Here is an 11828-nt window from a genome sequence, read left to right as displayed (position 1 = left end):
GATCAGGACCTCTTCAGCTTGGGATCGAGCGCATCGCGCAGGCCGTCGCCCATCAGGTTGATGGCGAGAACGGTGATCAGGATCGCGAGACCCGGGAAGGTGACAACCCACCAGGCGCGCAGGATGAACTCGCGCGCTTCGGCGAGCATCGTGCCCCATTCGGGAGCCGGCGGCTGGGCGCCCATGCCGAGGAAGCCGAGGGCGGCCGCATCGAGGATGGCGTTGGAGAAAGAAAGCGTCGCCTGGACGATCAGCGGGGCCATGCAGTTCGGCAGGATGGTCTTGAACATCAGGCGAAGAGGGCTTGCACCGGCGAGACGGGCGGCCGTCACGTAGTCGCGCGTCTTTTCAGACATGACGGCCGCGCGGGTCAGGCGGACGAAATGCGGCTGCAGGACAAGGGCGATGGCGATCATGCCGTTGGTCAGGCCGGGACCCAGGATTGCGACGAGAACCAGCGCCAGCAGAAGCGACGGGAAGGCGAGAATGATGTCCATCAGGCGCATGATCGCCGTGTCGAGCCAACCGCCGTAGTAACCGGCGATCACGCCGATGACGATGCCGGTGGTCAGCGAGAGCGTGGTGACGAAGACACCGATGAACAGCGAATACTGCGAGCCGTAGATCAGACGCGAGAGGATATCGCGACCGACGGGATCCGTGCCGAGCGGGTAACTCCAGTTACCACCCTCGAGCCATGCCGGCGGCAAGAGGACCGCCTCGCGATACTGTTCGAACGGCGGATGCGGTGCGATGACGCCGGCGAAAACGGCGATCAGCACGAGAGCGACGAAGACAACGAGGCCGATGACGGCGCCGCGGTTTTCGGAGAAGTAGAACCAGAACTCGGCCAGCATCTGGCGGCGCATCTGAGCGCTCGAAACCGGCTGGCTGGTTGTTGTCTCTGCCATGGGACTTTATCCTTCTAGTGGCGGATGCGCGGGTTGATCAGGCCGTAGAGCAGGTCGACGATGAGGTTCACGACCATGATGATGCCGGCGATCAGGAGGAGGCCTCCCTGGATGACCGGGTAGTCACGGCGGAACACGCTGTCGACCATCCACTTGCCGATGCCCGGCCAGGAGAAAATCGTCTCGGTGAGGATCGCGCCCGCAAGCATGACGCCGATCTGCAGACCGATCGTGGTGATGACCGGGATCATGGCGTTGCGCAGCGCATGCAGGCCGACGACGCGCATCGGCGACAGTCCCTTGGCGCGGGCGGTGCGGATATAGTCCTCCGACAGCACTTCGAGCATAGCCGAGCGCGTCTGGCGGGCGATGACCGCAAGCGGAATGGTGGCAAGCACGATCGACGGCAGGATCAGGTGGCTGACGGCGGACATGAAGGCGCCCTTCTGGCCCGACAAGAGGCTGTCGATCAACATGAAGCCGGTGACCGGCGGGAAGAAGAACATCAGCGAGATGCGGCCGGAAACCGGGGTCCATTGCAGGATGCCGGAGAAGAGAATGATCAGCAGCAGGCCCCACCAGAAGATCGGCATGGAATAGCCGACGAGAGCGATGCCCATCATGGTCTGGTCGAAGAATGAGCCCCGCTTGATGGCCGCGATGATGCCAGCCGGGACACCGATCGCAATCGCGATGAGGATCGCACAGAGCGACAGCTCGACTGTTGCAGGAAAGAGCGCGAAGAACTGGTCAATGATCGGGCTCTTCGACACGATCGATGTGCCGAAGTCACCGGTCAGAACGCCGCCGAGATAGTCGAAGTACTGCATGACGATCGGGCGATCGAGGCCAAGCTGGGCACTGATCTGGGCATGGCGCTCGGGTGACATGACGCGCTCGCCCGAGAGCAGCGCGACCGGATCGCCGGGAAGAAGCCGGATGAAGGCGAAGGCAATGATCGAGACACCGATGAAGGTCGGGATCAAGACGGCGAGCCGTCGCAGGAGAAAGCCAAACATGAGTGAGACCTGTTGTTATCTTTTTGAAGGTCGAACCGCGGCCAACGGGCCGTCTGACGTTACTCGAACCGCTTCAATGGAGCCTTCGAGCATGACGCGATATCGCTTGCGCATCAACGACAAACGCCGCGGGCAAAAGCCCGCGGCGAAGGAGTGACAGTGCCGATTACTCAGCGATGTCGACGTTTTCGAAGGTGAAGTCACCCAGCGGGCTCTGGACGAAGCCGGAGACTTCCTTGCGCATCGGGACAACCGAGAGCGAGTGGTCGATGGTCGCCCACGGCGCTTCGCGCTTGAACACCAGCTGGGCTTCTTCGTAGAGCTTGGTGCGCTCAGCCTGGTCGGAGGTGACCTTTGCCTTCTTCACCAGCGCGTTGAACTCCTCGTTGCACCACTGGGCGCGGTTGTTGCCGCCAACGGCGTCGCAGCCGAGCAGCGTATCGAGGAAGTTGTCCGGATCGCCGTTGTCGCCGGTCCAGCCGAGCATAACGGCGCCGTCACGATCCTTGGCCTTCGAACGGTCGAGGTATTCGGCCCATTCGTAGGATACGATCTCGACCTTGACGCCGATCTTGGCAAAGTCGTCCTGCATGATTTCGGCGGCGCGACGTGCGTTCAGCATGTAGGGACGCGAAACCGGCATGGCCCAGATCTTCATGGAGAGATCCTTGACGCCGGCTGCTTCGAGTTCCTTCTTGGCAGCGTCGAGATCGTAGGCGTCGTCCTGGGTGGCCTGGTTGTAGGACCACATGGTCGGCGGGATCGGGTTCTTGGCCGGCGTTGCCATGCCCTGGAAGACGGCATCAACGATGGCTTCCTTGTTGATCGCCTTGTTCAGGGCCTTGCGGACTTCCGGCTTGTCGAACGGAGCCTGGGTCGTGTTGTAGGCGAGGTAGGCGACGTTCAGGCCTTCCTGCTCCATCACGGTGAGCGCCGGATCGGACTTCATGGATTCAACGTCGGCAGCGTTCGGGAATGGCATCAGGTGGCATTCGCCGGCCTTGAGCTTCTGGTAGCGAACGGCGGCATCGGTGGTGATGGCGAAGACGAGGTCGTCGATCTTCGGTGCGCCACCCCAATAGTCGGCGTTCTTCTTGTAACGGATGACTGCGTCCTGCTGGTAACCAACGAAGGAGAACGGACCCGTGCCGACCGGCATCTGGTTCAGCTGTTCCTTCTTGCCTTCAGCTTCCAGCTTGTCGGCGTATTCCTTCGAAACGATCGAAGCGAAGGGCATCGCCAGGTTCGCGAGGAACGGAGCTTCCGGGCGGTTCAGGGTGATCTTGACGGTCAGATCGTCAACCTTTTCGATCGACTTGATCAGCTCCGGGAAGCCCATGCCCGCGGCGTATTCCCACGAGGTCCCGGCAACATACTGGTTCCACGGATGATCGGCCTTCAGCTGGCGCTCCAGCGAGAAGATCACGTCGTCAGCGTTCAGTTCGCGCGACGGGGTGAAGAAGTCGGTGGTGTGGAACTTGACGCCCGGACGCAGCTTGAAGGTGTATTCGGTGCCTTCGGCATTGACTTCGTAGCTCTCGGCGAGACCGGCTTCGGCTTCCGTCGTGCCCGGCTTGAATTCCATCAGACGGCTGTAGACCGGATGGGCGGAGGCATCAAAGGTGGTGCCGGCGGTGTACATGCCGGGATCGAAGCCCTCGGGCGAACCTTCCGAGCAGTAAACGAAGGTCTTGGCGCTGGCTGCGCCGGACAGGAAGGTCGCCGCAGCAAGGGCTGCGGCAGCAAGTGCAAACTTGGTTTTCATGAGCAGTCTCCCAAAGGCGAAGGGCAGACGCCTTCGCCGGTTCTTTTGGTCCCGCGGCGCGTGGATCGCGCCCGTTTTGTGAAGGTCCGGATCCAACCGGGCTTCCGGCAATCGTTGGCTTGCAGCCCCCCCTGCACGTCGTAATTTGACAAGCGACAAGGCTGATCCAGCCGATCACATCTGCAGTGTCTTATCGGCTTGCAAAACGTTGTAAAGAGAGATTCGGCTAAGTTTTGTCACAGAATTGGTCTGCTTTTCGTCATATTTTAAAACAAGCAGCCGGAATTTTGCCTGCTTTCGCAAGCGCGAAAACTGCACATCAAATATTAGCAATTCTAGAGATGGCCGAAGAATCAACGGCCCGAGAGGTTCTGCGTCGCAAAGAGAAAAGGTTTGCGTTGCGCGCGAGTGTGCGTAGCAGCATCGGGAAAATTTATCAACCGGTCAAAAAATTAGATGGGTGTTTCACCGGTAAAACTATGATGGCGGGGGTCGCATCCTGCGAAGCCAGAGGAAACCCAGGAGGAGGAAAGGCTTGGGGACACCTCTCCTCCTCCCTTTCGGTCACGCTTTGTGGGGAGAGCGACCGAAGAAGAAGGCGTAGGCGGCGGGCAGCACGAGTATCGTCAAGACCGTCGCCACGAGGATGCCGCCCATCATCGCATAGGCGAGCGGCCCCCAGAAAATGCCACGCGAGATGGGGATGAGCGCCAGCACTGCGGTCAGTGCCGTGAGCATGATCGGTCGGAAACGACGCACCGCCGAGCCGATTATGGCTTCGCGCCTGTCCATGCCGGCGGCAATGTCCTGGTCGATCTGATCGATCAGGATGATCGAATTACGGATGATGATCCCGAGCAGCGCAATCACACCGAGGATGGCGACGAAGCCGAACGGCGCTCCGGAGGTCAAAAGCGCGGCGGCAGCGCCAATGATGCCGAGCGGACCGGTGGCAAGCACCAGCATGGCCTTGCCGAAATGCTGCAGCTGGACCATCAACAGCACGACGATGACGAGCAGCATGATCGGCGCCTTGGCCGCGATCGAGTTCTGGCTTTCGGCGCTGTCTTCCGCCCCGCCCTGGATCTCGATTGAATAACCGGCAGGCAGCCGGTCGCGCAGCGACCGCATGTCCTCGTACATCTTGAGCGCAATGTCGTTGGACTGCACGCCATCAGGCACCGTTGCGCGGACCGTGATCGTCGGCAGCCGGTTGCGGCGCCATTCGATGCCTTGCTCCAGGGTCGGAACGACCTTGGCGATCTGCGACAACGGAATGAAGGCTCCAAGATCGGTCGGAATGTAGATCGAATTGACAGCGGTCAGCAGGCGGCGGCTATCCTCAGGTTCCCGAGCAACAATCGAGATGGTTTCTTCACCGGCACGAACGTCGGCCAGCGGCGCTCCACTCATTGTCGCCTGCAGCATCTGGCGCAGACGCTGGGAAGACACGCCGAGCGCCCGGGCACGATCCTGATCGACGACCAGCTTCATCGCGGCAACAGGCTCCAGCCAATCGTCGTGGACTGCCTGAAGCAACTGGTTCTGATGGAAGCGAGCCTTGACCTGATCGGCAATGCGGCGGACCTCGTCACGCCCCGGCCCGCTGATGCGCATTTGAACAGCCCATCCGGTTGGCGGCCCGAGGAAGAGACGATCGACCTTGCCGCGGACAGAGGGGAAGTCCTGTGCCAGCGTCATGCGCAGCTTGGTGATCAGCCGTTCGCGAGCCTCTTCGTCCTTCGCCATGACCAGCAATTGGGCATAATTCGGGTTGCGAAGCTGCTGGTCGAGCGGGAGGAAGAAGCGCGGCGCGCCCTCGCCAACATAGGTGGCGACAAAGCGCTGATCCGGATCGGTCAGCAGTTTCTCCTCAAGGCGCTTCGCCTCTGCCTCGACCTCCTTGATCGAGGTGCCTTCCGGGAGCCACATGTCGACCAGGATTTCCGGGCGCGACGACTGCGGGAAGAAGTTCTTGGGGATGAACTGGAAGGACCAGAGACTTGCTGCAAAGACCAACAGTGTACTGACGATGACGATGATACGATGCTTGACGGCCCAGGAAACCGTGGCGCGTAGCCGACGGTAGAATGCCGTGTCGAAAGCGTCGTGATGGCTACCGACATGCGCCCTCTGCTTCAGGATCATATAGCCGAGCCAGGGGGTGAAATAGACCGCCACAAACCAGGATATGACCAAGGATATGCCGACCACATAAAAGAGGGATCGAACATATTCGCCTGCCGTGGATTCGGCGAAGCCGACCGGGATGAAACCGGCGGTGGTTATCAGGGTGCCGGTCAGCATCGGGAAGGCTGTCGACGTGTAGGCGAAGCTCGCTGCATCCAGCTTGTCGAGCCCCTCCTCCAGCTTTCGCTCCATCATTTCCACCACGATCATGGCGTCATCGACGAGCAGACCGAGAGCGATAATCAGGGCACCCAGCGAAATGCGCTGCAGATCGAGCCCGAATTCGTACATGACCGCAAAAGTGGCGGCGAGGACCAGCGGAATGGCGATGGCAATGACGAGACCGGATCGCCAGCCGATCGAAACGAAGGAGACCACGAGCACGATGAGCAAGGCTTCGCCAAGCGCCTTCATGAACTCGCCGATGGCCTCGCGCACGACTTCAGGCTGGTTGGAGATCTGGGAGACTTCGAGCCCGATCGGCAGGGTGCTTTCGAAGCGCTGCAACGTCTCCTCGACGGACTTGCCGACATCGGTCACCTTGAACCCCTTGGCCATGACGACACCGACCTGGACGGAATCCTTGCCGTTAAAACGGAACTTGCGCTGATAGGGATCTTCAAGGCCTTCCGTCACCGTGGCGATATCGCCGAGACGCGTTACCTGGTTGCCAGCCTTGAGCCGCAGATCACGGATATCCTGCGCGGCCGAAAAACCGCCATCGACCGAGATGCGCACCGAGCGGGAGCCAGTGTCGATACTGCCGGTGGCGTCGATCGCGTTCTGCCCGGCGAGCGCATTCTGCAGGTCGGTGAATGTCAGGCCGCGCTCGGCGAGTGCCTTGGAGGAAACCTCGATAAAGATCTTTTGCGGTTGATCTCCGAGGATCACGGCCTTTTCGACGCCTTGAGTGGAGAGCAGGACGTCACGCGCCTGGATCGCATATTGCTTCAGCTCGGGATAGCTGTAGCCATCACCGGTCAGGGCGTAAAGCGTGATGTAGGTGTCACCGAACTCATCGTTGAAGTAGGGTCCAAGCAGGCCATCCGGCAGCTCGTTCTCGATATCGCCGACCTTCTTGCGAACCTGGTAGAAGGCTTCCGCAACGTCGTTTGCGTCGGTGTTGCCCTTGACCTGAAGCGTGATGATGGCAGAGCCAGGCCGGGTGTAGGACTTCACCCAGTCGAGATACGGCGTCTCCTGCAGCTTTCGTTCGATCTTGTTGACGACCTGATCCTGCATGTCGGTGAGCGAGGCGCCCGGCCAGAAGGCCTGGACGACCATGACACGGAAGGTAAAGTCAGGATCTTCTTTCTGCCCCATGCGCATCAGCCCGAACAGGCCGGTGAGAATGATCAGACCGAAGAGAAATCGGGCGATGCTCGGGTGGCCGATGGCCCAGCGGGACAAGTTGAACGAGCCCGGTTCGACAGGAGGAGTGGTCATGATATGGTCCGAAAGTAAGGGGCTCAGGGCGTGGCGGCGGCGGGCGCTGCGCTGGCACCGTCGGCGTCGGCGGCACGAGACAGGTCCTGATCGGAAAGCTTGACCTTCATGTCTTCTGCCATGAACTGGGTTCCGGCCACGACCACGAGATCTCCGGGCTTCAGGCCGGCCGATACCTGCACACCGGTATCGGAGAAAGTGTCGACGGTCACCGGCCGCGCATGCACGGTCGCCTTCGTGCGATCAACGGTCCAGACGGTCGTCTGCTTGCTGGCATCCTGACTGAGCGCAGACAAGGGAAGCTCGAAGAGGCTCTTGTCTGACGGCGCCAGTGCCGTCACACGAGCGGTCATGCCGAGGAGGATCTGCGGGTTGTCCGGCAGCGTGATCCGGACGGCGAAGGTCCGCGAGGTGGCATCCGCACTTCCGGCGACTTCCCGCACCTTGCCCTTCAGGGCGAGACCATCCTTCGACCAGAAACCGACCTCGACTTCCTTGCCGGGCTGGAAGGCAAAGATCTCGTTTTCAGGGACGGCAATCAGGGCTTCCTTCTCGCCATCGGCTGCGACGGTCACCACAGGACTACCGGCGGCAACGACCTGACCTGCGTCAGCGCTGATCGCGGTTACGATGCCCGGCTTGTCGGCCTTCAGCTCGCCGTAGGCAACCTGATTCCTTGCCTGGGCGAGAGACGAGCGCTGACTGTCGCGCGTTGCAAGCGCCTGATTATAGCTAAGCTGGGCCTGTTCGAGCTGGGCCTTGGTCGTCACCTGCTGGCGATAAAGTGCATCGGCACGCTTGAGGGCAAAGTCGGCCGTCTCGAGCTGGCGTTCGGCCGCGTCAAGGCTTGCCTTGGCGCTGCGCACCTGCAACTGGTAATCGGTCACGTCGAGACGGGCGAGCACGTCGCCCGGCACCACGTGGTCGCCGACGTCCACGAGACGTTCGACGATCTTGCCCGCCACGCGGAAACCGGCCGCCGCTTCGCTACGCGCCTTGACCGTGCCGGAATAACGCAGCTCCCGCGCAGTCGACGGCGCTTCAACCTGGATCACCTTCACGGGGCGAAGGCTGGGCTCCTGAACCGTTTCCGCCTCCCCTTCCGTGCAGCCGGCCAGGCCAAGAGTGGCAAGGAGGGAGAGGGCAATCAAGGGAATGCGGACGCTTGCGGACATGGTGGCGGTTCCTCCCCGGTGGGGGTCTCAGGCTTTGAGGGCACGAATGGCAAATTCCGTCAGATCGGCGGGACCGGCACGATTGTTCTTGCCGATGCACTGCGCAACCATCTGTGGATGATGAAGTGGCGAGGTGGCCGCACCAAAGCAGCGCGCCGCATGGGCCGGATCGCCTTTGGCGAATTCGCCGGCCTCCATGCCGTCCGCGATGATCCTGGTCAGAACAGCCTGGATGTCATCGATATGCTTGTCGATCACGCCCCAGCTCTGTTCGATCGCAACCACGACCATTTCGTGCACCTTACGCTCATCCAGCATGGTGGCGACCGTGAACTCGAAATGGGTCATCGAATAATGCCGCAGGCGCTCTTCGGCGCTGATCGGCAGCTCCGCTGCTTCCTCTGCCAGCTGAAGGCTCTGCTGGAGCATCCGCGCGCACAAACCCTCCAGCAATTCGCTCTTAGAGGCGAAAAAGCGGTAGATGTTGGCCGGGGACATTCCAAGTTCCTTCGCCACATCGGCGACGGTCGTCTTGCTGTAGCCGTAGTGGCGAAACAGGGCTTCGGCCGCGTCGAGAATGCGGGTCGCGGTATCGCTGGCTTCGGTCGTCTGGTGTATTGCTGGAGTCATGATGATTGACAACTGACGTTTTTCGATTTTCGTCAGTCGTAAGCCATAACTCATCATTCGTCAATATGCGAATGAGCCGATGTAATGAGGAAAAGGTTGCAGGCGAAAGACATACCGACCCGCCAGCTTGCACAAGCCATACATGCGCTGCGGCTGGAGAGGGAGACAGTGACACTCGGACGCTGACCGCCGCGTGCTTCGTCACACCATGAGGAAAATGAAGAGATAATGGTGCCCGGAGGCGGATTTGAACCACCGACACGCGGATTTTCAATCCGCTGCTCTACCAACTGAGCTATCCGGGCATCTCGGCTGTCTTGCGACGCCTGTCGGTCTTTTCTGAAGACCGCCGGGCATTTCCCCGGGAGCGAGCGGGGTTATAACATCTTGTTCGGCCATGGCAAGCGCCTTAGGGCACTTTTTTGAAGAAGATGTGAAAATCGCCGAAAGGTGAACGAGAACAAGGAGATCCGGGCAGAGATCCGGTGGCTTTCGTGCCGGGCTTCGGCCTCAGTCGCGATAGTCGTCGTCGGCCTTGGACTCGTCGTCGGCCACCGGAATGGCATAGGAGCCCTTCAGCCAGCGCGAGAGGTCGAGGTTGCGGCAGCGATCCGAGCAGAAGGGATAGTTCTCGCGCGTCGAGGGTCGGCTACATTCCGGGCATGGCCGCGTTTTGCGCAGCGGCTCGACCTTGGCGGTCCGCTGTTCACCGGCGTCCGTCACGATCAGCCCTCCGTCCAGCCCGTATGCACGTCGTATCCCTCGCCTTGGAGCATCTGTAGCGTCTCGAAGAGCGGCAGACCGACGACATTGGTGTAGGAACCGACGATCTTCTGGACGAAGCTGCCAGCGATGCCCTGGATGGCATAGGCGCCGGCCTTGCCGCGCCATTCGCCTGAGGCGAGGTAGCATTCGATGTCGTAACCCGAGAGACGCTTGAAGCGGACCTTGGTCTCGACGATCTTCTGGCGCAGCGTTCCGTCAGGCGCGATCAGGCAAACACCGGTGAAGACCCAGTGGCTGCGGCCGGAGAGAAGATGCAGCGCGGACGAGGCCTCCTGCATGAGTTCGGCCTTGGGCAGGATGCGGCGACCGACGGCGACGACGGTATCAGCGGCAATAATGTAGCTGTTGCTCCAGCTCAGGTCCTTGCGCACCTGCTGATAGGCGGCCTTTGCCTTGTCCGCCGACAGCCGTCGGGCGAGCGAGCGGGGATGTTCGGATTTCTTCGGGGTCTCGTCGAGATCCATCGGCATCAGGCGCGCAGGCTCGATCCCGGCCTGCTTTAGCAGATCAACGCGACGCGGCGACCCGGAGGCCAAAATCAGCTTCTGTCTCAGTTCCATCCGAGCGCGCTCCTCAAGCCGAAGGGTCTTGGCTCAAGGCTTACTTGAAGCGGTAGGTGATACGGCCCTTGGTCAGGTCGTAAGGGGTCATCTCGACCAGGACCTTGTCGCCGGCGAGAACGCGGATGCGGTTCTTGCGCATGCGGCCTGCGGTGTGGGCAATGATTTCATGTTCGTTTTCGAGCTTCACGCGGAAGGTGGCGTTCGGCAGCAATTCGGTGACGACGCCGGGGAATTCGAGGACTTCTTCTTTTGCCATAGAGCGGTTGTCTTTCCTGGGGTTTTGAAGTGGGGCGCGCTGAGGGCCCCTTAAAATGTGGGCGGAAACTACACAATCGCCCGGCATTTGTGAACCTTGTAGATCAGGCTTTGAGAAATTGTTTCAAGAGCGGCAAAACGGGCCCTAATCCGGGGCCAGGACCAGTCTTTCCCGGATCAACTTCGTCAGGCGGTCACGCACGTCCCGGTAAGCGGAGAGCCGCTGCTCGCGACTGCCGGTCTCAACCGTCGGGTCCGGCATCGGCCAATACTCCACATCGACGGCCGAATGCCGCGTCAGTTCCAGTGCGGCGTGATGGGCCTCGGGCGTCAGGGTGATGACGAGATCGAAGAAGTCGTCGGCCATGTCCTCCAGCGTCTGCGGCTGGCGGCGGCCGAGCGATAGGCCGATCTCGTCGAGCACGACATCAACGAAAGGATCGCGTTCTCCCTTCTTGACGCCGGCGGAGGCAATCCAGGTGCCCGATGGCAGCGCCTGTTTCGCGATTGCTTCGGCCATGGGGCTGCGGATGACATTCTGGCCGCACATGAAGAGGATTGCGCCCGGCCGGACCGGTCGGCGGTATACGGCTCCGCCCTCCTCCATCCCGTCTAGCCCCGCCAATAGAGCACGCAGACCAGGGTGAACAGACGCCGGGCGGTGTCGAAGTCAAGCTTGATCTTGCCCGAGAGCCTGTCCATCAGCGTCTGGGAGCCGTCGTTGTGGATGCCGCGGCGGCCCATGTCGATCGCCTCGATCTGCGACGGCGTCGAGGAACGGATCGCCTCGTAATAGCTTTCGCAGATCATGAAGTAGTCCTTGATGATCCGCTGCAGAGGAGTGAGTGACAGGATGTGGACGGCAACATCCTCTCCGGCCTCCGTCTTGATAGAGAAGACGAGCTTACGGTCCATTAGCGACAGGTAGAGCTTGTAGGGACCACCGGCATGGCCGACGGGCTCGAAGGAGTTCTCCTCGATCAGATCGAAGATAGCGACTGCCCGCTCATGCTCGACATCGGGTGTCGAGCGCCCGATGGTCTCGTCCAGCACGACATCTGAGAGCCGGAAGTCACCCGCTGCCATGC

At 60.9% G+C, this 11828-nt stretch carries 11 protein-coding genes and 1 tRNA gene; all 12 read right to left on the bottom strand.

Annotated features, from left to right (window positions below; all coding sequences use genetic code 11):
• Positions 1 to 2: 2 nt before the first annotated feature.
• The 12 genes from H6M51_RS02110 to H6M51_RS02055 all read right to left on the bottom strand — a co-directional run bounded on the left by H6M51_RS02110 (position 3) and on the right by H6M51_RS02055 (position 11826).
• Positions 3 to 911, bottom strand: a complete 909-nt coding sequence (locus tag H6M51_RS02110; protein WP_185808221.1) for an ABC transporter permease subunit — start codon at positions 909 to 911, stop codon at positions 3 to 5.
• Between the two features lie 14 nt (positions 912 to 925).
• A complete protein-coding gene (locus tag H6M51_RS02105) occupies positions 926 to 1930 on the bottom strand; it encodes an ABC transporter permease subunit (RefSeq protein ID WP_185808220.1) in 1005 nt (334 codons plus the stop codon).
• A gap of 166 nt (positions 1931 to 2096) precedes the next feature.
• Positions 2097 to 3695, bottom strand: a complete 1599-nt coding sequence (locus H6M51_RS02100; RefSeq protein WP_185808219.1) for an ABC transporter substrate-binding protein — start codon at positions 3693 to 3695, stop codon at positions 2097 to 2099.
• Positions 3696 to 4259: 564 nt separating this feature from the next.
• Positions 4260 to 7331 carry an efflux RND transporter permease subunit gene (locus H6M51_RS02095; RefSeq protein ID WP_185808218.1) on the bottom strand — a complete coding sequence of 1024 codons (3072 nt, stop codon included), beginning with the start codon at positions 7329 to 7331 and terminating at the stop codon, positions 4260 to 4262.
• A gap of 23 nt (positions 7332 to 7354) precedes the next feature.
• Positions 7355 to 8506: an efflux RND transporter periplasmic adaptor subunit gene (locus tag H6M51_RS02090; RefSeq protein ID WP_185808217.1), complete on the bottom strand. Its 1152-nt coding sequence runs from the start codon at positions 8504 to 8506 to the stop codon at positions 7355 to 7357.
• A gap of 27 nt (positions 8507 to 8533) precedes the next feature.
• The gene (locus H6M51_RS02085) at positions 8534 to 9136 is read right to left on the bottom strand and encodes a TetR family transcriptional regulator (protein WP_185808216.1); all 603 of its coding nucleotides are present in this window, start codon (positions 9134 to 9136) and stop codon (positions 8534 to 8536) included.
• A 229-nt stretch (positions 9137 to 9365) separates the two neighbouring features.
• A tRNA-Phe gene (locus H6M51_RS02080) sits at positions 9366 to 9441 on the bottom strand.
• 205 nt (positions 9442 to 9646) lie between these two features.
• Complete coding sequence (gene yacG, locus H6M51_RS02075; RefSeq protein WP_185808215.1) at positions 9647 to 9859, bottom strand: DNA gyrase inhibitor YacG; 213 nt, start codon at positions 9857 to 9859, stop codon at positions 9647 to 9649.
• Positions 9860 to 9861: 2 nt separating this feature from the next.
• Complete coding sequence (locus H6M51_RS02070) at positions 9862 to 10482, bottom strand: Maf-like protein (RefSeq protein ID WP_185808214.1); 621 nt, start codon at positions 10480 to 10482, stop codon at positions 9862 to 9864.
• A 40-nt stretch (positions 10483 to 10522) separates the two neighbouring features.
• Complete coding sequence (infA, locus tag H6M51_RS02065; protein WP_004435948.1) at positions 10523 to 10741, bottom strand: translation initiation factor IF-1; 219 nt, start codon at positions 10739 to 10741, stop codon at positions 10523 to 10525.
• Between the two features lie 144 nt (positions 10742 to 10885).
• A complete protein-coding gene (locus H6M51_RS02060) occupies positions 10886 to 11347 on the bottom strand; it encodes a low molecular weight phosphatase family protein (protein ID WP_185808213.1) in 462 nt (153 codons plus the stop codon).
• A gap of 5 nt (positions 11348 to 11352) precedes the next feature.
• Positions 11353 to 11826: a UPF0262 family protein gene (locus H6M51_RS02055; RefSeq protein ID WP_113460022.1), complete on the bottom strand. Its 474-nt coding sequence runs from the start codon at positions 11824 to 11826 to the stop codon at positions 11353 to 11355.
• Between the last annotated feature and the right edge of the window lie 2 nt (positions 11827 to 11828).

It is taken from the genome of Rhizobium sp. AQ_MP (assembly GCF_014237835.1).
Taxonomy (GTDB): Bacteria; Pseudomonadota; Alphaproteobacteria; order Rhizobiales; family Rhizobiaceae; genus Allorhizobium.
The sequence above is the reverse complement of the archived record's forward strand: the minus strand, read 5'-3'. Positions and strand labels throughout refer to the sequence as shown.

Bases quoted from the DNA above. Each gene is read 5' to 3' on its own strand.
- H6M51_RS02110 (WP_185808221.1), bottom strand. From the start codon at position 911: ATGGCAGAGACAACAACCAGCCAGCCGGTTTCGAGCGCTCAGATGCGC.
- H6M51_RS02070 (WP_185808214.1), bottom strand. From the start codon at position 10,482: ATGGAACTGAGACAGAAGCTGATTTTGGCCTCCGGGTCGCCGCGTCGC.
- H6M51_RS02055 (WP_113460022.1), bottom strand. From the start codon at position 11,826: ATGGCAGCGGGTGACTTCCGGCTCTCAGATGTCGTGCTGGACGAGACC.
- H6M51_RS02090 (WP_185808217.1), bottom strand. From the start codon at position 8,506: ATGTCCGCAAGCGTCCGCATTCCCTTGATTGCCCTCTCCCTCCTTGCC.
- H6M51_RS02100 (WP_185808219.1), bottom strand. From the start codon at position 3,695: ATGAAAACCAAGTTTGCACTTGCTGCCGCAGCCCTTGCTGCGGCGACC.
- H6M51_RS02095 (WP_185808218.1), bottom strand. From the start codon at position 7,331: ATGACCACTCCTCCTGTCGAACCGGGCTCGTTCAACTTGTCCCGCTGG.
- H6M51_RS02060 (WP_185808213.1), bottom strand. From the start codon at position 11,347: ATGGAGGAGGGCGGAGCCGTATACCGCCGACCGGTCCGGCCGGGCGCA.
- H6M51_RS02085 (WP_185808216.1), bottom strand. From the start codon at position 9,136: ATGACTCCAGCAATACACCAGACGACCGAAGCCAGCGATACCGCGACC.
- infA (WP_004435948.1), bottom strand. From the start codon at position 10,741: ATGGCAAAAGAAGAAGTCCTCGAATTCCCCGGCGTCGTCACCGAATTG.
- H6M51_RS02105 (WP_185808220.1), bottom strand. From the start codon at position 1,930: ATGTTTGGCTTTCTCCTGCGACGGCTCGCCGTCTTGATCCCGACCTTC.